Below are 20,750 nucleotides of genomic sequence, written 5' to 3'. Positions count from 1 at the left end.
GGAGCTTGAAGAAGATCCAGTATCGACCCCACCTGGTCGACGGGTGCCTCGCCGCCACCGGCCTGATCTTGGACGGCTGACCACCCTCAGCCCGACATCACGAATTCAAGTTCAGTAGCAAGACGGGAAGGGATAGCGATCGCGAACGAGTGTCTGATGCCCCGTGATTCGAAAACGGCCCGGAACCTGGCGGATGTGGGCCGATGCAGTGCTGGGCGGGCTTCAGTTGGTGGCCCGTCCGCTTCCGGGTTGTCCAGTCCGTGTGGCTCGGGAGACCGCGAGGAATGTCTGCGGCGTACTCGCGGTGATGCTGTCGGGGTAAAGCTCGATCCCGCCCCCGTCTACCGGTGGGCAGTGAACGTGGGAAGCGACCGGGCATCGCCCTTCCCGTCCGGCATCCAGCCGGGCGGCGGGCAGGCTCACCGTCAGCTGACGGTGCCCGGCCGTGGCGGAGCCCTCGTAGTAGTTGGAGGACGGGAAAGCCGTCCACGCGGCGAAGGAGGGCAGCAGGTTTGCAGCAGGAGTTGGTCGAGGGGAGGTCGGCGGTGAATACCGTCGCGCCGTGGCCGTCGTATGCGGATTCGCAGGCCCGGGTACTCCATGTCCAGACGAAGCTGCACAAGTGGGCTGCTACTGATCAGCAGCAGAAGTTCCGCGATCTGCTCAATCTCGTCTATGACCTGGGCACCCTGCGGGTTGCCTGGCAGCGGGTACGGGCGAATCGCGGATCGCGTAGTGCGGGGGTCGATGGTGCCACGTGCTCATACATCGAGGAGAACGTCGGTGTGGAACCCTTCTTGCGGGACATTCGATCCCGCTTGAAGGACGGCAGCTATCGCCCCCAACCGGTCCGGGAGCGGGCGATTCCCAAGAAGGGCGGCAAGGTCCGTCGTCTCGGGATTCCGACCGTGACCGACCGGGTCGTACAGATGGCGCTGAAGCTCGTGTTGGAGCCGATCTTCGAACCTGACCAGTATCAGGCGAGCTATGCCTACCGGCCGGGACGCCGAGCGCAGGACGCGGTAGCCGAGATTGTGCATTACATCAATAACGGCTACACGTGGGTGGTTGAGGGCGATATCGCCGGGTGCTTCGACAACATCAGGCATGATGTCGTCGTGGAACGCATCCGGCGCCGCGTCACCGACCGCCGCGTAGTGGACCTGTGTAAGGAGTTTCTCAAGGCGGGAGTGCTCACCGAACTTGGTGGGATCGAGAGACGCCTGACGGGCACGCCGCAGGGAGGAGTCATCTCCCCGCTGTTCGCGAACCTCGCCCTGTCCGCATTGGACGAGCCTTTCGAGGAGTTCTGGGCGGCCACGTCGAAGTACCGCCGACAGCGCAACTACCTGCGTTCCAAGGGACTCGCTACCTATCGCCTCATCCGCTACTCGGATGACTTCGTGATTATGGTGCACGGGAACCAGGCGCAGGCAGAGGAACTGCGGGCCAGGACGGCTCAGCTCCTGGAAGGTCAGGGGCTGACGCTCGCACTGGAGAAGACGCACATCACCCACGTGGACAAAGGTTTTGACTTCCTCGGCTTCCGTATCCAGCGAAGGCCGAGGGAAGGAAAGACCCCATGCGCTTACACCTTCATGTCCAAGGCCAATCTCCGTGCGGTCAAACAGAAGGTGAAGGCGCTGACCCGACGCAACCGGCTCAACCTTGCCCTGGTGCAGGTCCTGATGGCGATCAATCCGATTCTTCGGGGCGTAGCCAACTACTTCCAGCACGCGGCGGTGAAACGGACCCTGCATTACCTCACCTACTACACGTGGTGGCGGGTGATGCGGTGGCTCCGGGCCAAGCACCCCAAGGCGAACTGGAAGTGGTTCAAGGACCGTTACTGGGGGAAGGACAAGATCTCGGCTGTGGGCGTGGTTCTCTTCCGTCCTGACTCGGTTCCAGTGACACGTTACCGATACCGGGGATCGCGGATTCCCACGCCGTGGAACGCGGAGATGCTGAACGCGTAGCGAGCCCACCCGTATACCTGTGGAGAGCCCGGTGCAGGGATAACTTGCACGCCGGGTTCGGAGGGCGGGGCGGAGAAACGGGCCGGCTCGAAAGACCGGTACCGCGCTCCGCTCCGACCCTACTCCTGCCGGTCTCTTACGGGTTCCGGCCCAAACGGCGGGCTCAGGACGCGATCGCGGAGATCCAGCGTTTCGGCTCCAAGGGATATCACTGGGTGCTGGACGCCGACATCGAAGCGGCCTTCGACAACGTCTCTCATCGCGCCGTTATGGATGCCGTACGGAAACGGGTCAAGGACAAGCGCGTCCTGGCGCTGGTCAAGGCGTTCCTCAAGTCGGGCATCCTCAGCGAGGACGGCCAGCGAAGGGACACCAACACCGGCACCCCGCAGGGGGGCATTCTCTCTCCGCTGATCTTCAACGTCACGTTGTCGGCGCTCGACGAGCATCTACACCGCGCCTGGCTGCCCGGCGGGCGGATGGATGGATGGCCAGTACCCGCGTCGCAAGCGTCGTCGGCACGGCTTGCCCAACTGGCGAATCGTCCGCTACGCGGACGATTTCGCGATCATGGTGCATGGCTCTGCCGACGACGCGGCGGCCCTCCAGGACGAAGTAGCCTCCGTGCTCGCACCCTTGGGGCTGCGGCTGTCACCGGCCAAGACCCGAATCGTGCATATAGAGGACGGATTCGACTTCCTCGGGTTCCGCATCCGGCGGCGCCGCAAGCGAGGAAGTGACAAATGGTACGTCTACGCGTTCATCGCCACGCGGCCCATCCGCTCGGTGAAGGACAAGATCCGTGCCCTGACCCGCAGGACGTCACAGGCTGACCCCAGAGACGTGCTGATCCGGCTCAACCAGATCATGCGCGGCTGGGCCAACTACTTCCGGCACGCCGTCGCGAAGCACACGTTCCGCATGCTCAGGTCCTTCCTCTGGCATCGCGTGATCATGTGGCTCAAGACGATGCACCGCTGGTCGTGGAAAGACGTCCGCAACCGGCTCCTTGGCCCTCACGGGTCATGGTTGCCGATCACCGCGGACGGGATCGAACTGATCAACCTGGCTCGGACACCGGTGATCACCCGGTACCGCTACCGGGGCGACACGATCCCCAGCCCCTGGCCCACAGCCTGACAACCAGCCCGACGAGAGGAACTGTGGAGAGCCCGGTACTCGGAGACGGGTACGCCGGGTTCGGAGAGCGGCCTGGAGAAACGGGCCGGTGGCAACACCGGAACCGCGCTTCAGGCCGACTCAACCGGCGCGACAGCAAGGGAGGGCTGGTGACCGTGGAGCAGGTCAATCCGCGATCGCTGGCAGCTCCTTCAGTCGGCTCACCGGAGAAGCCGCTACCACGAGCAGCATCAGCGCGGAGCCGATCGCGATGGCGGTCAGCGCGGTGTGGGTGCCGAGGCCGCCGGCGAGATAGCCGCCGATCAGGCCGCCCAGCGAGCCGCCGCCGAACAGCAGGGTACGGAATGCGGCGTTCATTCGGCCCATCAGCGCCTGCGGGGTTCCAGCCTGACGCAGACTGACCATGACCACGTTGGCGATGCCCAGGCCCAGGTAGCTGACGAAGAAGGCGGTCACGAAGAAGGCCAGCAGCACCGGGCGCGGGCCGGAGGCGAACGGGATCAGCAGCGGGCCGGTGAAAATCAGGGCCATCGAGACGGCGTAGACGGTGCCGGTGCGGAAGCGCTGGAGCACCACGCCGGAGAGACTGGCTCCGATCAAGCCTCCGACCGAGGATGCGGAGAGGACCAGGCCGACCAGGCCGGCCGGGAGGCCCTTGTCGCGGGCGGCGTAGAGTAGGAAGAGCGTCCAGACCGAGACCATCGAGAAGTTACAGAAGGGCGCGATCACGGCCAGCGGGCGCAGCACCCGGTGGCCGAAGACGAAGCGCAGGCCCTCCGCGATCTCCCGGCCCAGGTGCCGCTTCTCCGAGGAAGGCGCCGGCTTCTCCTCCGGGGTGCGGATCAGCAGCAGGGTCACCAGCGAGACCAGATAGGAGGCGGAGTCGATCACCAGGCTGATGGGCGCGGTCAGGGCGCCGATCAGCACACCGGCGATGCCGGGCCCGGCCACGTCGGTGGTGGAGGAGGTGACGCCGAGCTTCTGGTTGGCCTCCACGTAGTGCGCCTTGTCCTTGGCCAGGGTGGGCACGAAGGACATCCAGCTGACGTCGAACAGCACTGAGAAGATTCCGATCGCGCAGGCCAGGCCGAGTAGCAGGCTGATGCTCAGCTGGTGGGTGGCGGCGAGCAGGGGGATCAGGCCGATGAGCAGCATGCGGGCCGCGTTGGCCGCGATCATGACCCGGCGACGGCGCATCCGGTCCACCAGGGCGCCGAAGACTAGGGCGAGCCCGAGATACGGCACCAGTTGCAGGAAGCGCAGCAGGCCGACCTGCGCGGGGCTGGCGTGGAAGGCGGTGACGGCGGTGAGCGGCAGGGCGAGGGTGGTGACCTGGCTGCCCATCAGGGAGAGCGTTTCGCCGAACCAGAAGGTCAGGAACTCGCGGTTGTGCCAGAGCCCGGTGGCGCCGGGCGTGGTAGCGGCCTCGGTAGTGGGTGGTGCGGTGGTCGCAGTGGTCATGAGGAGTTCCCCCGATACATTTCCGATATTTCCAGCGTTTCGACTTGGTCGCCTGGCTGGCGGCCCAGGAGCTGAGCGCGGCCACCGAGCGGTTCCGCGACTGCGGGACGCGGTGCGCGGGCTGCTCACCGCGGTCACCGGTGGTGGCGAGGTCACAGACTCCGACCTGGCGCGAGAGCCGGACGGCGGGCTGACGGTCCGGGACGGCACCGCGATTCGAACGCCCTGGCACAGGCACTGGCGGCACCCGCAGGAGACCGTGTTCCTCCTGGGCGGGGCTCCGCGGTCCTGCGCGCCTGCCCGGGCCCGGGATGCGTGCGGTTCTTCGTCAAGGATCATCCGCGGCGCGGGTGGTGCGGCCCAGGCTGCGGCAACCGGGCCCGGGCGGGCCGCCCTGCCAGAAGCACCGGGAGCAGCGGAACGGCTGACGGACCGACCGCGCGGGCGATGCCAGCACGATCGGCACCGGGCAGGCCGGAAGGAAGGTGCGGCGCGTGACGTATGCACAGGAGGCGAGATCGGCCGGTCACGACGTGATGGACAGGACGATCTTTCCGGTGGTGCGACCGGTCTCGCCGAGCGTGTGGGCGGCGGCGGCGTCCTCCAGTGGGAAGACCGCGTCGGTGATCACCCGCAGGCGTCCGTCCTCGACCAGCTTGGTGATCTCGCGCAGGCCCTGCTGGTCTGGCTCGACGAGCATGAACCCCGCCCGCACCCCGGCCGCCTCGGCCTCCTGGTGGGGGAAGGTGTCGTCCAGCGGCAGTATCGAGACCAGCCTTCCACCCGGGCGCAGGGTGCGCAGGGAGTGGGACCAGTTGGCGCCGCCGATGGTGTCCAGGACGACGTCGACGTCGCGGATGGTCTCGGCGAAGTCCTGGATGCGGTAGTCGACGAGTTCGTCCGCCCCCAGGGAGCGCAGCAGGTCGTGTTTGGCGGCGCTGGCGGTGCCGATCACGTGGGCGCCGCGGGCCTTGGCGATTTGGACGGCCAGGTGGCCGACGCCGCCGGCGGCGGCGTGGATGAGGACGCGCTGGCCGGGCCGGACGTCGGCGGTGTCGACGAGGGCCTGCCAGGCGGTGAGCGAGGCCAGCGGCAGTGCGCCCGCCTCGATGTGGGTCAGGTTCCGGGGGCGGGGAGCGAAGTGGCGTGCCGGGGCGGTGACGTACTCGGCGTAGGCCCTGGCCGGGTGCGGGAAGCGCGGCATCCCGAACACCTCGTCGCCGGGCTGGAAGAGGGTCACCCCGTCGCCGGTCTCCTCGACCACCCCGGAGACGTCGAACCCCAGCGTGAAGGGCAGCGGCGTCCCGTCGGCGAACACCCCCCGCTGCCGGGTTTTCCAGTCGGCCGGGTTCACAGCCGCCGCTTGCACCCGGACCAGGATCTCGCCCCGGCCCGGCTCCGGGCGCCGGACCTCGATGACCTTGAGGACGTCCGGAGCTCCGGCGGTGTCCTGGGAGACAGCGCGCATGGTTGGGGCAGTGGTGGTTCGGGAGGTGATGGCGTTCATGGCGTTCTCTTTCCGGGGTGCGTTTCCTGCGGTTTGCGCCGGTCTTCTCGGGCGCGTCATCAGACTGCCGGGCCTCAAAGGGCCCCAGTAGTGGCGTGATGGCCATGGCCTGAAAGAATCCGGCCATGCACCGCGTTGGCGTTCTGGCATTGGACGGCGTCGTCCCCTTCGAGCTCGGCATCCCCGCCCGCATCTTCGGTGCCGCCCGCGACCGGGCGGGCAACCGGCTGTACACCGTGACCACGTGCAGCCTCGACGGTGGCCCGGTGCGGGCTGAGGCCGACTACGGCATCACTGTCACCCATGACGCCTCCTTGCTGACAAACGTCGACACCGTCGTCATCGCGCCTTCCCACGCCCTCGGCCCCATCCGTGAGGAGGGCGACCTGCCCACCGCGCTGCGCGAGGCCCTGGCCGCCATCCGCCCCGGCACCCGGATCGTGGGCATCTGCACCGCCACCTACGTCCTGGCCGCCGCGGGGCTCCTCGACCACCGCCCTGCCACCACGCACTGGCGCCACGCGGAGCACCTGCAGCGGATGTTCACCACCACCCGCATCAACCCCGACGTGCTGTTCGTCGACGACGGCGACATCCTCACCTCCGCCGGTGTCGCGGCCGGGATCGACCTGTGCCTGCACCTCGTCCGCCGCGACCACGGCAGCCGGATCGCCAACGCTGTCGCCCGCTCATGCGTGGTGCCGCCCTGGCGCGACGGCGGACAGGCCCAGTACATTCAGCGCCCCGTCCCCGACCCGACGGCCACCGGCACCGCCCCCACCCAGGCATGGGCGATGGATCGCCTCACCGAATCCCTCACCCTGGCCGAGCTGGCCGCCCACGCGAACATGAGCGTGCGCACCTTCAGCCGCCGCTTCCGCGACGAGACCGGCACCACCCCCGGGCAATGGCTGATCCGCCAGCGCGTCGACCTGGCACGCCACTACCTGGAGACCACCGACTGGCCCGTCGACCTCATCGCCCACCGCGCCGGGTTCGGCACCGGCGTCTCACTGCGCCAGCACCTCCACACCGCCATCGGCGTCACTCCCCAGGCATACCGCCGCACCTTCAACCCCGCCACCACCACCGCTCCCGTCTGAAGAACGGGTCGGCATGCCCCGTCCGCGGAAATCGCCAGCGGCGGCGTAACCCAGGCTTCAAGGTCTCCACGAAGATCAGTGCAGCTCAGCCCGGGCGCGCCGACGACGTCCTTGCCGCGCACCCGGGCCCTCTACCCGGTCTTCGTGCGGCGCCGCTCCACGTTCGCCTGTGCGACGGCGCCGAGCGCCTCCGTGTCGTTCGCCGCCGCGCACCGCACGGACGACCTGGCGCAGCGCGCCGACGAACGCCTCCGCCACCACCATGTGCACGGTCCTCGCCGCGCCGGTGCTGCGCCGTCCCGGCCGGCCGTTGAGGCTCCGGCCGAGGTCGAGGACCAGGCCGTCGTCGAGCAGCCCGCCCCGGCCGCGCCCGTCGCTGCTGCGCCGGTCGTCCCGGCGGCTCCGGTCGCTCCGGTCGCTGTCGGGCCGCGCGCACTGCCCGCCTTCCCCGAAGGCCCGGCGGGCGCTCGGTTCGAGGCCGTGACCACCGGGCTGGTGTCCAAGCGCCCGAATTTCGTCCAGCAGGCCCGCAGCACGGTGTTCCTGGACGCCGCGACCGCGTGGTCCTGGCGGTGCGCGGCCGTGTTGTGCGCCTCAATCTCGGCACCCGCACCCCGACGGGAGGCAAGCAGCGCCGAGCCGCGGCGCGGCTGCTCTGGCCGGCGGCCCGGTGGTGCGGTACTCATGCCCAGGACGGGGCCCCGGATCGGGATCGTCGTAGTCAGCTCCGTAGACCCGGTCTCGCGTCAGCGCCTCATCGTCCATGCCGCCCGGCATCCCAGCCACCACCGACAGGGCGGGCACGAACCAGGAGCCTCGATCCTTGCTGCGGCACCCGCGGCTACGCCGGCACTGCTCCCCGCCTCTGCAAGCGCAACGCCTTGGTGGTCCTCGCAGCCAGCCGCGGGTCGTTGAATACACGGGCGAGGACGGCTTCGTCGCTCACCTCCCCGTATTCAGAGCGTCCGCCAGTAGGTGTCAGTAGTGACCCGAGTGTGGATCGGTCGGCTCGGCTCCGGTGTGTTGTATCCGTCACGGCTACGCTTCAGGTCGTACTTCACTGGTCCCAGCTGGCTGCGTCCCTGGGCCAATTGACGCTGGTCGGGGTCTGCGATCGATCATTTGTTGCGTCGGTTCGCCGGGCGCGGTACGGCTGGGAGGCAGGCTGCATGTGGGGCAAGTGGATTGGTTGCAGGGTGCCGGTGGCCGCGCGGGGGCAGTTCTCCGCAGCCCAGGGCGCCTGGTCGACGATCAACGACCAGCCAGGCCTGGTCGGACAGGTGGGCGGCTGGGATCCGGCCACCGGCCGTGCCCATCTGCTGGGGCTGTGGACCGACGCAGCGGCCTACCGATGCTTCATGCGCGAGCGGCACGACGCTATCGTCACCGGCAACCAGCAGCGCACCAGCTACACCGAGATCGACACCGCCACCGGCGAGATCGTCCTCGAGATGGCGGGCGACACGGCCAGCCTGCCTTACGCACTCGAACGCGCCGCTCTCCTGCGGGTCGCCGACTGCCGCCTTCTGCCCGGCCACGAGGAGCACTTCCTCGAAGTGCAACGCAGGCTGTGGGCGCCGGGCATGACAGCGGCCGGGGGCATGCTCGCAGGCGTCGTCACCCGACTCGAGGTGCACCGCTACCTGGTCACGACCCTGTGGTCCAGCTCAACCGCCCACCAGCGCTACACCACCCGACATCTGCCGGCCCTACGCTCCCGCGCCACCCCGGAGAGTGACATCCAGTCGATGACCGGCCATGTGTTGCCGCTGAAAGCCGGCTGGCGCGTCTTGCCGCAACCCCGCGAGCACGGCAGCCCGGCCTCAGGACTGCAGGCGCCGTAACTGAGCAGGGCACGGTCCCCGATCATGGAGTTCTTCAGAAGCGATTACCAATCCGGACGTACGGTCACGTTACTGCACGCAGGAGTGAAGGGGCCGCCGGGTAGGCAGGCTCGTTCCGTTGGTTCGGATGCGAGGTGTGCGGAGATGGTCGATGCCTGTGGGGCTCGGAAAGCGGGCTGCCGCCCACCAGGCTACGCCCCGCTCGGGGTTGCTGACCTGCGCCGCGTAGCCGATACAACAATGTTGCGTCGGATGCAACTCAGGACGCGGCCAGCGTAAGTCGCGACGCGTCGCCTCTGGGACTGCCGTGGGGGACCCCACCCGTCGGCGTCGGCCGCCGCTGGTGCCGTCGGCGCGGGCCTAGCCTCGGCCGTGAGCGAGCGCCGCTGCGGTTTCGATCAGGCTCCGCTGGCCCGGCGTGGCCGCGCGTCCTCGGGCGTGGCCCGCGAATTGGCCGAGCTCAGTCCGGATGGTGGCGGAGTCCAGGATCCGGATCGTGGGCAGCAGCGCCTCGACGAGGTGACAGGCCCGATCGAGCCGGTCGATGCCAGCCAGGGCGGTGGCCTGCCGGATCTCGAAGCGGGTACGGGAGTTGCTGTCCGGAGGGCGCTCGGGCCGGTGCCGGAGTTCGCTGGCGAAGAGGTCGGTGGCCTGTTCGAACTGGCGGAGGCCGATCATGCAGGAGGCCTCGATGAGGCGCGGGCTTCCGTTCTCAATGCGCGGGCCCCAGTGGACTCCGGGCCGGTCGGCCTCGCGGGCGTGGTCGCGTGAGCGCTGCAGTGCGTCGTGGCAGGCGCCGTGGTCGCCGAGGTGGGCGTGTCCCTGGGCTTCGCGGCGGGCGGCGTGGGCACGGATCAGTGGTGTGGTCGCGGGGTGGGCGGCTGCCTGACCGGCCAGGACGATCGCGGCGGGGTCGCCGCGATGCTCGGCGATCGAGGCCTTGCGCACCAGCGCGTAGGCGGCCATCGTCTCGTCTCCGCCGTTGGCACCCCAACGGACCGCGAGATCGGTCCAGCGCAGGGCCTCGGCGGGGTTCCCGGCCTCCTGCGCCATCCAGCCGGTGTACTCGGCGACCCGCGAGGCCAGCAGCCAGACTTCGTGGCGCCTGTGCGCCTCGGCCCGGGGAGCGGCATCGGTCAGGACCCGCGCGGCGGACCGCAGCGCGGCGTCCACGAAGTTCGGGCCGGTGGACCTGCCGATGTCTTTGAGCTGCTCCAGGATCCGCCCGTATCCGGCGACGAGCGGCTCGACCTCGACCAGGCTCCGGTCCGCCGTACCGCGGCGCGTGGTCTCGGCGAGCCTGATCAGCTCGCCATCAGCGCCGAGCGCCGCGTCGCAGGCGGCTGCCACGGAGGACGTCGGGTTGCGGCGCCCGCTCTCAAGGTTGCTGATCTGCCCTTCAGAGACGCCCGCGCGCCGCGCGAGCTGGCGCACCGTCCACCCGCTCCGTGTCCGGAGCCGCGCCAGCTCGACACCGAAGTCGCCCATACGGACGAGGGTAGGAAGACCCGCGGGCGTTGCGCAATCCGATTGCTATTCAATTTGACCTGAAAATGCGTCAAGAACCCTGCTCCGTCGATACCGTACGTGCGGATCTGGTCGTCGGGGTGCACTGGAGAGGGGCCGACCGTGCCGCATGTCTTCCTCAGCTTCCGCAAGGCGGACTCCCGGTGGATGCGGGACCGCGTCTACCAGGCCCTGGCCGACCGGTTCGGGGCCGACGAGGTCTTCAAGTCAGGTGAGTCGATCCCGGCGGGGGCCGACTTCGCCCGGATCCTGGACCGACAGGCCGCCGAGTGCGAGCTGATGCTCGTGCTCATCGGGCCGGCCTGGCTCGACCTCCGGGACCGGGACGGGAAGCGACTGCTCGACCGGGACGACGACTGGGTCCGGCGGGAGATCGCGACGGCAATGGGAGCAGGAAACCGCGTCGTTCCCCTGCTCCTGGGCGACGGGACGATGCTGCCCGAGGCTGCGGTCCTGCCCCGGGAGATCGCCGATCTGGGGCGGCTCCAGTTCATTCGCGTTCCGGAGACTCACCTGGACGACGGACTCGGCAGCCTGTGTGACGCCGTGGCGACCCTGCTGCCATCACTCGGGCGGGGCGCGGTGCCGCCGACGGCGGCCGTGGAGTCCGCTGCTCAACCGCCGGTGAGCATGACGGCGCACGTCTCCGGTGGCGGCAGCGTCTACCAGGCGGCGCGCGACCAGACGATCAGGCTGACGTAGGGGTGGAGCGATGGAGACTCTCGAAGTGGATGATCCACGTCAGGTGGGGCCGTACCAACTGACCGGAAGGATAAGCACGTTCAGCACGGGTGCGGTCTTCACCGGGCGCTCGGCCGACGGGCAGACCGTCGCGGTGACGGTGGTGCGGCCCGAGGTGGCCGAGGTGCCCGGGTTCCGGGAGCGGTTCCGTGCAGGTGCAGAGGCGGCCCGGACAGTCTCCGGACCGTTCATCCTGCCTGTCGTGGCTGCCGACCCGGAAGCGCCGTCTCCCTGGTCGGCGACCGCCGCCGTGCACGGACTGCCGCTCCGCCAGGCGGTGGACCGGCTCGGCGTGCTGCCGGAGCCCGCGCTGCGACGGCTCACGCTCGGCCTCGCCACGGCGCTCTCCCGGATCCACGCCGCAGGGCTGGTCCACGGCGGCGTGGGGCCGGACTCGGTGTTGCTGGCGGAGGACGGACCCTACCTCGCGGCCTTCGACGCCGCCGGATCCGTCGATGCCGGCGGGTCCCCGACGGACGACGTCCTCGACCTGGGCGCGGCGGTGCTGTTCGCCGCGTCGGGACGTGAGCGCTGGTGGGACGATGCGTCCGAGGACGCGCGGCTCCGGATCGCCGAGCTCGAAACGGTGACGGGCGTCCTGCCGCCGTCGCTGCGCGAGGTGATCGGCGGCTGCCTCTACCCCGACCCCTCGACCCGGCCCACCGCCGAACAGCTCGTCGACTACCTCGACCGGCAGGGTCAGCCCGCGACCGCCGAGGGATGGCTGCCGACGGCGCTTAGCGCCGAGATCGCGGCACTCGCCGCGGCCACCACACCGTCGGTCAGCCGCCGGAAGCTGCTGCTCGGTCTGGCCGGCGGCGCGCTCGTGATCGGAGGTGGGACCGCGGCCGCCGCCCTCTCCTCCAAGAGCTCGTCACCGGCGCCCGCCCCCAGGCCGGCACCACCGTCCCCGACCGCGTCCCCAACGGCGTCCTCGACGGGCGGTCCGGCTCAGATCACCCTGGACGCGCCCGATGCGACCAAGGAGTGGACGGTCACCGGGCAGAGCGCTCCGACCTGTCTGGAGGCTTCGGACAAGGTGGTCATGGTGGTGACGGGCTCGACGACGGCCTTCCTGGACGCCTCGACGGGCAAGCCCATGCTCCCCGCGCTGAACACCACCAGCGAATTCAGGTCGGATGACATGACTTCGCCGACCGCGTACGCGGGCGGAGTCTTCTACTACCTCTGCGACGCGCCGGACGCTCCCAACATGATCGCCGCGGTCGACGGCACTACCGGGAGCGTCAAGTGGGCGAGCCGGATGGCCAATGGCGACTCCAGCGGGAACTACGTCACTGCGCGGTCCGTGGCGGTCAACGGCAACACCGTGTTCGTGTGCGGCCAGGTGGACAACCCGGCGTCCGTGAACGTGGACACGACGACCGGATACATCCGGGCCTTCGACGCCGGCACCGGCAAGGGGCTGTGGATGGTCGAGGGCACGGACATCAACAACGTCCTGGTACCGCCGTCCGGCTCCTACCTCCTTGCGGCGTCGAGCACCCCCAGCACCAGGACCGGTCAGGTCGCGATGATCGACGCCGGCAACCAGGGTGCCCGTGGTTGGAAGCTTCCCACCGGCGCCGGGTTCTACTTCAACCCGGGCTGGCCGATGACGTGCTTCGCCGCCGGGGTGTTCTGCTTCGTCGGCGGCGCCGGCAACGTGGTCATCGCGGTCGACGCGGCGACCGGCCACGAGAAGTGGCGTCAGAACTTCGACGCGAAGAACGGGGACCAGGTCGAGCTCGGCTACATCTTCGCGAGCCCTGACGGCGCGACGGTATACGTGCCGGTCGGCAGCGACCTAGCGTCCCTCAACTCAGCTGACGGGAGCATCAATTGGGCGGCTGAGCTGACCGGTGCCGGTGCCGCGGGCGAAACCAACCTCTTCGAGGCCGGCCTCGGGGTGGGCGGCCGGGGCGCGCTGTGTTCGGGTGACACCGTGTTCGCCACCGACGCGGCGAAGAACCTGTGGGCCATCGACGCGGCCACCGGCAAGGCCCGATGGAAGTACAACGACCCCGGGCAGCCGGACTCCGGGTTCAAGTGGACGGTCGGCGGCGATCGCGTGTTCATCGCCTCGAACCTGACGTTGACCGCGATCTCGGCCCACGGCCGGTAGCGGGCCTGAGAAGAGGACACATGTCGACAGGATCCGAACTGGCCGGGGGCCTCGCATCGGCCGCCGCGACACGTCTGATCGACCTTCTGGCGACCGACGGCTGGGCCGCGGTCAAGGCCTCGGTCCTGGCGTTGTGGCGGCACGCGCATCCCGAGCGGGTGGAGGCCGACCTCGCCGAGGCCCGTAGCGAGCTGATGCGGGCCGCCGGCGACGCCGAGTTCGAGCGGCTGCTGGTCGCCGAGTGGCAGGCGCGTCTGGCCAGGCTCATCGCCACCCGGCCGGAGATCACCGAGGAGCTTCGCGCACTGTTCCTCGGCGCCTCCCCCGGTGCGGGATCGACGGACAGGCGCAGCATGGGCCCGACGACTCTGACGGCGCACGTCTCCGGCGGCGGCGACGCCTATCAGGCGGGCCGGGACATGAGCATCACCGAGGGCGGGTCGGCGTGACCGAATCGGACGAGGGCGCGGTGTCGAGCGGAACGCCCCCCTGGCAGCCGATCAGGCTGGAGGCCTCGGCGACCGACGGCGGCGACGTCTTCCAAGCGGTCGGGAACATCACCATCATCCGCAAGCCGGAGGGGCCGAACCGCGTCCGGCCCGGCCGGGCGTCCCGCGACATGCTCTGCCCGTACCCGGGGTTGATGCCGTTCTCGGCGGAGTACCGGGACTGGTTCTTCGGCCGCGACCAGATGATCCATACGGTCCTGGAGCGGATGGACGCGCGGCTGCGCGAGGGCGGCCCGCTGGTGCTGATCGGCCCGTCCGGAGCGGGCAAGTCCTCGCTGCTCGCCGCCGGGGTGCTGCCGGCCGTGCGGGACGGTCGGCTGCCGGTGGCGGGGTCGAGCGGCTGGCCACAGCTGACGCTGACCCCGACGACGTCCCCGGCCGAGGCGCTGGCCGCCGCTGCCGGGCTCGGATCCGAGGAGGCCCGGAGCCGGGCCGAGTCCTGGCGCACCGACGTCGCGCAGTGCGTCGCGGACCTCCGCGCCTCGACCGGCGCCGGGGAGGGTGGCGCACCCGGCCTGCTCGTCGTGGTCGACCAGTTCGAGGAGCTCTTCACCGCGTGCGCCGACGAGGACGAGCGGCAGTGGTTCGTCGAGGTGCTCGACCAGTTGGCCACAGGCGGCGCAGCCGTCGTACTGAGCCTGCGGGCGGACTTCTACGCCGCGTGCACGCCCTACCCGGAGCTCCGCACGGCGTTGCAGGCCGGCGCGGTGGTGCTCGGCCCGATGACCGAGGAGGAGCTCAAGCAGGCGATCCGCCTTCCCGCCGAGCTCGTGGAGCTGGAGGTCGAGGAGGGTCTCGTCGAGCTGCTGCTGGCCGACCTCGGGACGGTCGGGAACCCGGCGGGTGCGGGCTCCGCAGGCAGGCTGCCGCTGCTGGCCCACGCCTTGCGCGGAACCTGGCAGCAGCGCAGCGGCAACCGGCTGACCGTGGACGGTTACCGGGTCACCGGCGGGATCCAGCGCGCCCTCGCCAACACCGCGGACCGGCTGTTCGAGGCGCTGCCGCGGCCGGGCCGCGAGATGGCGCGGTGGGTGTTCCTGCGGCTGGTGACCGTGGGGCGCGACGCGGACGACACCCGTCGCCGGGTTCGCTACGACGACCTGCTCAGACATGCGCCGGATCCGGACTCCGCCGGGACGGTCGTGGACGAGTTCACCCGCGGCCGGCTCCTGACCCGAGATCAGGACGCGGTGACGATCACCCACGAGGTGCTGATCCGAGCCTGGCCGAGGCTGCGGGAGTGGATCGAGCAGGACCGGGACGGCAATCTGGTCCGACAGGATCTGGAGGAGGCCGCCGCCGCCTGGGACCAGTCCGGCCGGGAGCCGGGCGGGTTGTACCGCGGCAACCGCCTGGAGATCGCCCAGGCCTGGGCGGAGCGGCACGCACCGGACCTCAGCGCCGCAGCCGGCGAGTTCCTGGCCACCGCCCGGCGCCACCAGCGACGCGGGCAGCGGCTGCGACGGGGCGCGGTCGCGCTGATCACGGTCCTGGCCGTGACCGCCTCCGCGGCCGCGACGTTCGCCTTCGTGCAGAACGCCCACTCCGTCAGGGACCGCAACAAGGCCATCGACACCGCCGTCACCTCGGCGTCCCTGCAACAGGCGCCCATCGACCCCTCGCTCTCCGCCCAACTCGCCCTGACCGCCTACCGGCTGAACCCCGACCCGGAGGCGGCCTCGCGGCTGATCGGCACCGAGAACACGCCCATGGACATCCGCCTGCAGGGCTCCACGGGCTCGGTCGACACCGTGGCCTACAGCCCCGACGGGCACACCCTGGCCGCCGGGTACTACGGTCAGAACACCGTCCGGCTCTGGGACGTCTCGGATCCCGGCCACCCGGTCGCGCTGGGCCGGCCCCTGCCCGAGGACGGCTCCGTCAACTCGATCAACTCCCTCGCGTTCAGCCCGGACGGCCGGACGCTCGCCGTCGGCGGCCACGCCGACCACCTCGGCGACAACGGCTCCGGCGGCTTCGTCGACCTCTGGGGCCTGACCAGCCCCAGCCACCCCGTCCTGCTCAGCAGGCCGGCGGCCGCCGGCGTGGGTCCCCTGGACCTCGCCAGCCCCGTCGTGTCGCTGGCGTTCAGCCCGGACGGCCGCACCCTGGCCGCCGGACGCGCCGCCGGGGTCGCGAGCCTGTGGGACGTCACCCGTCCCGGCGCCGCCGCCCCGGACGGAACGGCGCTCGACGCCTGCCCGGACTCCCTCTACCTCTACTCACTGGCGTTCAGCCCCGGCAGCCGCACCCTCGCGGCCGGCTGCGCCGACGACACCAACGGCCACCCGGGCACCGGCGTCATCGGCCTGTGGAACGCCGCCGACCCGAGCCACCTGACGCGCCAAGGCCAGCCACTGGACGTCGGCAGCGCCCTCGAATCGGTGGCGTTCAGCCCCGACGGCCGCACCCTCGCAGCCGGGGCCAAGGACAGCCACGTCCACCTGTGGAACCTCACCGACCCGGAGCACCCGGCCCAGATCGACAAGCCACTGGCGGGGCCCGCCGACCCGGTGATGTCGGTCGCGTTCAGCCCGGACGGCCACACGCTGGCCGCCGGCAGCGCCGATGACACCGTCCACCTCTGGAACGTCACGGATGTGCGCGTGATCAGCCCGCTGGGCCGAGCGCTGAGCGGCCACGGCAACGTGGTCGCCGCGGTGGCGTTCAGCCCCGACAGCCACACCCTGGCGGCGGGCGACACCGACGGCGACGTGGACGTCTGGAACCTGCCGCCGACCCAACTCGCCGGTGCCGGAGGCAATGTCGCATCGGTGGCGTTCAGCCCGGACGGCCGCACGCTGGCCGCCGGGAACCAGTACGACACGGTCAGCCTGTGGAACACCACCAACCCCGACCACCCCGCCCCGAGGGGCACGCCGCTGACCGGGCCCGCCCAGCCGGTCGACTCGGTGGCGTTCAGCCCCGACGGCCGCACCCTGGCCGCGGGCGACAGCGGCGGCACGGTCACCCTGTGGAACGTGGCCGATCCGGACCACCCCGTCCCGCTCGGGCCACCGCTCACCGGGGTCGGCGGAGTGATCCTCTCCCTCGCCTTCAGCCACGACGGCCACACCCTGGCCGCGGCCGGAGACGACCACGTTTTCGGCGGCATCGCCCTGTGGGACGTCAGCGACCCCGCACACCCCGCACCACGAAGCGGCATCCAGACGGATCACACGCGGTCCGTCCAGTCCATCGCGTTCAGCCCCGACGGACACGCCCTCGCCACCGGCGGGGACAGGACCACGAGTGAGGTCGGACTGTGGAGCACGAGCGACCAGGCCACGACCGTCCGCATCGGAGAACCGGTACGACAGCCCAGTGACACCAGCACCTGGGTCGCCTTCAGCCCGGACGGCAGGACTCTGGCCACGGGAGCCGAAAACGGCCGGATCACCCTGTGGAACAGCACCGACCTCAGGCACCTCACGCCCAGGCCCCAGGTGGTGACCGTGCCCGGCGACAGCCTCTGGTCGATCGCCTTCAGCCCCGACGGCAGGACCCTGGCCGCGGCGGGCCACACCACCGTGGGCAGCATCGTCCGCTGGAACGTCGCCGACCCGGACAACCCGCGCCAGATCGGCGACCCGCTGACCGTCACCACCGGACCGGTGTCCGTACTGGCGTTCAGCCCGGACAGCCGCACCCTCGCCGCCACCACCGGCGACGGCGTGGCCACGCTCTGGGACCTGGATGTCGAGGCCGCGATCACCAACATCTGCGCGAGCAGCGCCGGCGCCCTGAACCGCGATAACTGGCACCTGTACGTTCCGGTGCTCGGGTACAGATCGCCTTGCAGGACGAAGTAGACGTAGGTCGCCACACTGGCGCCTCGGAGCGAACGTTCTATGCGAACAACCATAACGAACATCAATCATGTTCGAAAGTGCAATATCGAACGCATTAATTGTTCGTTTATGGGTGCGGTTCAATCTCGGTATGAGCAACCAGGAGCGCCACACCCGGATCGCCCAGGCCGTCCGGGACGCGGGCAGTGCCACCGTCCCGGACCTCGCCGAACTGACCGGCGCCTCCGAGATGACCATCCGCCGCGACCTCGACACCCTCGCCGCACAAGGCGTCCTCGAACGCTTCCGCGGCGGAGCACGCACCCTGCTGCTCCGGGGCGAGGAACCACCCTTCGCCCTGCGCGCCCGTGAGGCCGTCGACGCCAAACGCCGGATCGCCGCCGAAATCTCCGCGCTGATCGCCGACGGCGAGACCGTCGTCCTCGACAGCGGCACCACCTGCCTGGAGGTCGCCCGCCTGCTGCGCGAACGCCCGGTCACCGTGATGCCACTGTCCCTGCAAGCCATCCACGTCTTCGGCGACACCCCCGGACCGGCCACCCTGATCGTCCCCGGCGGGCAGCCCCGCACCGCCGAGGGCGCCCTGACCGGCCCCCTCACCCTCGCCTCACTGGCCGCCCTGCGCTTCGACACCGCCGTCATCGGCTGCTGCGGCCTCAGCGCGGCCGACGGCCTGACCGCCTACGACCTCGACGACGCCACCGTGAAGAAGGCCGCCATGGCCGCCGCCCGCCGCACCCTCGTCGCCGCCGACGCCGGCAAACTCGGCCGCACCGCCTTCGCCCACGTCAGCCCCGCCGCGCTCCTGCACACCCTCGTCACCGACACCACCGCCCCCGCCGACGAGCTCGCCGCACTCGAAACCGCCAACACCACCGTCAAGGCCGTCTGAGAAGTCATCCGCAATCCGCTTGTGGCGTATGACTTTTCGCTGTTCAGGCATGGTGTGCGGGGCGGGGCGGCAGGGTTTCGGCGTCGGGTTGTCGAGGTCGGAACGGAGTGTGTGATGCCGCCGTCGCCGCTGGGGTTGTTGGAGGAGCGTCGGGAGGCCGCCCAGGTGCGGGTGGAGGATCTGGAGGCCGAGTTGGAGCGCCTCGAGGGTGAGCTGAAGTCGGCGAGGGCGGTGTTGGAGCGTCGGGTGGTGGCGGTGGTGATGAGGATTCGCGAAAACGGCCAGGCCTGCTCTCCGTTCCTCAGCTGGTTGGACGGTTCAACGGTCTGAGGAGTGTGGGGAGCGGGGAGAGCGCGTCGGGGCCTACCTGCCGATGGTCGGCGGGCCTCAAGACGGCGGGTCAGGTCGCGGCCCTGATGGGGTGAGGCGCACCCGCCCCACCGGCTGCGCCTCACCGGTATCACTGACCAACTGGTCTCATCGGCCGAGGGGGCCGGGCCGACGCATGGCCGATCAAACCGGTTGAACAAATGTCTTATACAAGTGTCCAATTTTGGATTATGCTCTTCCCTATCGATCAAGCCGTCGACCACATCCGACTCTCCGGGGGACCAGACATGACCGACCTCACCGTGACCACGCCCGCCATCGCTTCCCGGGCCGAGCTGTCCATCGACGGCCGCCGGCTCTCGTACCTCGACTTCGGCGGCACGGGCCGGCCGCTGGTCGCCCTGCATGGGCACCTGTCCGAGGGCGCCACCTTCGCCGACCTGGCCGCGGCGCTCGGCCCCCGGTGGCGGCTGATCGCCCCGGACCAGCGCGGCCAGGGCGAGTCCGACCGCACCGCCGACTACTCCCGCGAGGGCTATCTCGCCGATCTGGAGGCCTTCCTGGACCACCTGGGCCTGGGTGAGGTCGTCCTGCTCGGCCACTCCCTCGGAGCCATCAACGCCTACCAGTTCGCGGCCCGCCACCCCGAGCGCGTCGCCGCGCTCGTCAACGCCGAGGGCTCGGTCGCGCTCGGCCTCGACGGCACCAACCCGTTCGGGTTCCTGCTGAACCTGCCCTACGACGCGCCCACCCGCGAGGCACTGGTCGAGGGGCTCGGCCCGGCCGCGCCGTACTTCTCCGACCGCCTGCGTGAGAACGCCGACGGCACCTGGCGTCTGCCCTTCCACCCGCAGGACATGTACCGCTCCGAGGACCAGGTCCACGGCGACCACTGGGCCCACTGGACGGCCACAAGCTGCCCCGCCCTGCTGATCCGCGCGACCAAAGGCACTCTGCCGGCGGATCAGGCCGCCGCCATGGTCGAGCGCCGCCCCGGCACCACGTTCGCCGAACTGGACGCCGACCACCTTCTGTACACCACTGCCCCGGACGCCTTCGCCACTACCGTCCGGAACTTCCTCGCCACCCTCTGACCCGGCCCCCCAGGCCGTTCCGCCCCGAAGGGCGGCTGGCTGACGGGCGACTCTGGAGGCTCGGTTACACGCCCGCTTGCCGTGCCCCCCAGGTCGGCGCCCTGGGGGGTGGGGAGATCTGGTGAGCAGGTCTGTCCCGAGCCCGAGTAGGGGGTGGGGACTTTCAACGAGCCTCATCACCAGCCAGTCCGCCCGATTCCAGTCGAGCCCAGCCCAGGCCTGGGAGGTCTCGCGGATCTTCTTCCCGAGGTTCCAGCGCTCAGTGGCCGGATGCGAGAGATACAGGTGCCCATTGATCTGCATCGGGGCGTAGGCGTCGACGACCGTCTTGTAATCCTCGGGGAAGTGAGTGCCGATCTCGGCTTCCAACTCGGCCCATGCACCGGGGCTAGCGAAGCGCTGTTCGCCAGGCCCAAGCATGGCGAAGACCTCAGCGAGATAGTCGCGCACCGGCTCTCCTCAACGGGTTCGGTCGTCGTGACGCCGCGTCATCGCCACTACGAACGCCGCGCCGGGGGTCCTCACCCTGCGTTCCAGATTTCTGGAACGGGCCGGCCCCACGCGGCCAGGCCAGACGCCGAGGACCGCGCAGCGGGCCGCCGAGGCGGGCGAGGCCCGCAACCAGGACGGCGGTCGAGGCCTCGCCCAGACCCCGCCCAGGCCCCGCTGGGACGGCGCCGAGGCGG

15 protein-coding genes and 1 pseudogene are annotated in these 20,750 nt (G+C 70.2%); 13 read left to right on the top strand and 3 right to left on the bottom strand.

The window, feature by feature from the left end; all coding sequences use genetic code 11:
• Positions 1-512 precede the first annotated feature (512 nt).
• The 3 genes and pseudogenes from ltrA to ACH4J0_RS38235 all read left to right on the top strand — a co-directional run bounded on the left by ltrA (position 513) and on the right by ACH4J0_RS38235 (position 3,119).
• A complete protein-coding gene (ltrA, locus tag ACH4J0_RS38245) occupies positions 513-1,979 on the top strand; it encodes a group II intron reverse transcriptase/maturase (protein ID WP_396245802.1) in 1,467 nt (488 codons plus the stop codon).
• Positions 1,952-2,380 (top strand): annotated as a pseudogene (locus ACH4J0_RS38240) (reverse transcriptase domain-containing protein); the annotation flags it as partial. The gene ltrA and the pseudogene ACH4J0_RS38240, both read left to right, overlap by 28 nt.
• An 82-nt stretch (positions 2,381-2,462) precedes the next feature.
• The gene (locus ACH4J0_RS38235) at positions 2,463-3,119 is read left to right on the top strand and encodes a group II intron maturase-specific domain-containing protein (protein WP_396245801.1); all 657 of its coding nucleotides are present in this window, start codon (positions 2,463-2,465) and stop codon (positions 3,117-3,119) included.
• Positions 3,120-3,284: 165 nt separating this feature from the next.
• On the opposite strand, the gene ACH4J0_RS38230 is transcribed toward ACH4J0_RS38235, so the two are convergent.
• Positions 3,285-4,580: an MFS transporter gene (locus tag ACH4J0_RS38230; protein ID WP_396245800.1), complete on the bottom strand. Its 1,296-nt coding sequence runs from the start codon at positions 4,578-4,580 to the stop codon at positions 3,285-3,287.
• Between the two features lie 225 nt (positions 4,581-4,805).
• On the opposite strand from ACH4J0_RS38230, the gene ACH4J0_RS38225 reads away from it, so the two are divergent.
• On the top strand, positions 4,806-5,078 hold the full coding sequence (locus ACH4J0_RS38225; protein ID WP_396245803.1) for a CGNR zinc finger domain-containing protein: 273 nt from the start codon (positions 4,806-4,808) through the stop codon (positions 5,076-5,078).
• Positions 5,079-5,106: 28 nt separating this feature from the next.
• Here the strand turns inward: ACH4J0_RS38225 and ACH4J0_RS38220 are convergent, their stop codons facing one another.
• The gene (locus tag ACH4J0_RS38220; RefSeq protein WP_396245799.1) at positions 5,107-6,087 is read right to left on the bottom strand and encodes an NADP-dependent oxidoreductase; all 981 of its coding nucleotides are present in this window, start codon (positions 6,085-6,087) and stop codon (positions 5,107-5,109) included.
• A gap of 125 nt (positions 6,088-6,212) precedes the next feature.
• Between ACH4J0_RS38220 and ACH4J0_RS38215 the strand changes: the two genes are divergently transcribed.
• Together ACH4J0_RS38215 and ACH4J0_RS38210 are read left to right on the top strand one after the other, a co-directional pair.
• Positions 6,213-7,190 (top strand): GlxA family transcriptional regulator, encoded by a 978-nt coding sequence (locus ACH4J0_RS38215; protein ID WP_396245798.1) that lies wholly within the window; start codon positions 6,213-6,215, stop codon positions 7,188-7,190.
• A gap of 1,169 nt (positions 7,191-8,359) precedes the next feature.
• Positions 8,360-9,034 carry a DUF4937 domain-containing protein gene (locus ACH4J0_RS38210; protein ID WP_396245797.1) on the top strand — a complete coding sequence of 225 codons (675 nt, stop codon included), beginning with the start codon at positions 8,360-8,362 and terminating at the stop codon, positions 9,032-9,034.
• A gap of 360 nt (positions 9,035-9,394) precedes the next feature.
• Here the strand turns inward: ACH4J0_RS38210 and ACH4J0_RS38205 are convergent, their stop codons facing one another.
• The gene (locus ACH4J0_RS38205; protein WP_396245796.1) at positions 9,395-10,522 is read right to left on the bottom strand and encodes a helix-turn-helix domain-containing protein; all 1,128 of its coding nucleotides are present in this window, start codon (positions 10,520-10,522) and stop codon (positions 9,395-9,397) included.
• Positions 10,523-10,663: 141 nt separating this feature from the next.
• On the opposite strand from ACH4J0_RS38205, the gene ACH4J0_RS38200 reads away from it, so the two are divergent.
• From ACH4J0_RS38200 to ACH4J0_RS38170, 7 genes are all read left to right on the top strand, one after another.
• Positions 10,664-11,263, top strand: coding sequence for a toll/interleukin-1 receptor domain-containing protein (locus ACH4J0_RS38200; protein ID WP_396245795.1), 600 nt, complete (start codon positions 10,664-10,666; stop codon positions 11,261-11,263).
• 10 nt (positions 11,264-11,273) lie between these two features.
• The gene (locus ACH4J0_RS38195) at positions 11,274-13,427 is read left to right on the top strand and encodes a PQQ-binding-like beta-propeller repeat protein (protein ID WP_396245794.1); all 2,154 of its coding nucleotides are present in this window, start codon (positions 11,274-11,276) and stop codon (positions 13,425-13,427) included.
• A 20-nt stretch (positions 13,428-13,447) separates the two neighbouring features.
• Positions 13,448-13,876: a hypothetical protein gene (locus tag ACH4J0_RS38190; protein ID WP_396245793.1), complete on the top strand. Its 429-nt coding sequence runs from the start codon at positions 13,448-13,450 to the stop codon at positions 13,874-13,876.
• Complete coding sequence (locus tag ACH4J0_RS38185) at positions 13,873-17,748, top strand: NACHT and WD repeat domain-containing protein (RefSeq protein ID WP_396245792.1); 3,876 nt, start codon at positions 13,873-13,875, stop codon at positions 17,746-17,748. The genes ACH4J0_RS38190 and ACH4J0_RS38185 overlap by 4 nt, the downstream gene beginning before the upstream one ends.
• Before the next feature lie 130 nt (positions 17,749-17,878).
• Complete coding sequence (locus tag ACH4J0_RS38180; protein ID WP_396245791.1) at positions 17,879-18,640, top strand: DeoR/GlpR family DNA-binding transcription regulator; 762 nt, start codon at positions 17,879-17,881, stop codon at positions 18,638-18,640.
• 114 nt (positions 18,641-18,754) lie between these two features.
• Positions 18,755-18,970, top strand: a complete 216-nt coding sequence (locus ACH4J0_RS38175; protein WP_360333613.1) for a hypothetical protein — start codon at positions 18,755-18,757, stop codon at positions 18,968-18,970.
• A 287-nt stretch (positions 18,971-19,257) separates the two neighbouring features.
• A complete protein-coding gene (locus ACH4J0_RS38170; protein WP_396245790.1) occupies positions 19,258-20,064 on the top strand; it encodes an alpha/beta fold hydrolase in 807 nt (268 codons plus the stop codon).
• Positions 20,065-20,750 lie beyond the last annotated feature (686 nt).

This window comes from Kitasatospora sp. NPDC017646 (assembly GCF_044329365.1).
Taxonomy (GTDB): Bacteria; Actinomycetota; Actinomycetes; order Streptomycetales; family Streptomycetaceae; genus Kitasatospora.
The sequence above is the reverse complement of the archived record's forward strand: the minus strand, read 5'-3'. Positions and strand labels throughout refer to the sequence as shown.

What these genes read in the sequence shown, in the direction of transcription:
- ACH4J0_RS38170 (WP_396245790.1), top strand. Translation starts at nt 19,258, where the DNA reads ATGACCGACCTCACCGTGACCACGCCCGCCATCGCTTCCCGGGCCGAG.
- ACH4J0_RS38190 (WP_396245793.1), top strand. Translation starts at nt 13,448, where the DNA reads ATGTCGACAGGATCCGAACTGGCCGGGGGCCTCGCATCGGCCGCCGCG.
- ACH4J0_RS38220 (WP_396245799.1), bottom strand. Translation starts at nt 6,087, where the DNA reads ATGAACGCCATCACCTCCCGAACCACCACTGCCCCAACCATGCGCGCT.
- ACH4J0_RS38215 (WP_396245798.1), top strand. Translation starts at nt 6,213, where the DNA reads ATGCACCGCGTTGGCGTTCTGGCATTGGACGGCGTCGTCCCCTTCGAG.
- ACH4J0_RS38175 (WP_360333613.1), top strand. Translation starts at nt 18,755, where the DNA reads ATGCCGCCGTCGCCGCTGGGGTTGTTGGAGGAGCGTCGGGAGGCCGCC.
- ACH4J0_RS38210 (WP_396245797.1), top strand. Translation starts at nt 8,360, where the DNA reads ATGTGGGGCAAGTGGATTGGTTGCAGGGTGCCGGTGGCCGCGCGGGGG.
- ACH4J0_RS38205 (WP_396245796.1), bottom strand. Translation starts at nt 10,522, where the DNA reads ATGGGCGACTTCGGTGTCGAGCTGGCGCGGCTCCGGACACGGAGCGGG.
- ACH4J0_RS38235 (WP_396245801.1), top strand. Translation starts at nt 2,463, where the DNA reads ATGGATGGCCAGTACCCGCGTCGCAAGCGTCGTCGGCACGGCTTGCCC.
- ACH4J0_RS38230 (WP_396245800.1), bottom strand. Translation starts at nt 4,580, where the DNA reads ATGACCACTGCGACCACCGCACCACCCACTACCGAGGCCGCTACCACG.
- ACH4J0_RS38195 (WP_396245794.1), top strand. Translation starts at nt 11,274, where the DNA reads ATGGAGACTCTCGAAGTGGATGATCCACGTCAGGTGGGGCCGTACCAA.
- ACH4J0_RS38180 (WP_396245791.1), top strand. Translation starts at nt 17,879, where the DNA reads ATGAGCAACCAGGAGCGCCACACCCGGATCGCCCAGGCCGTCCGGGAC.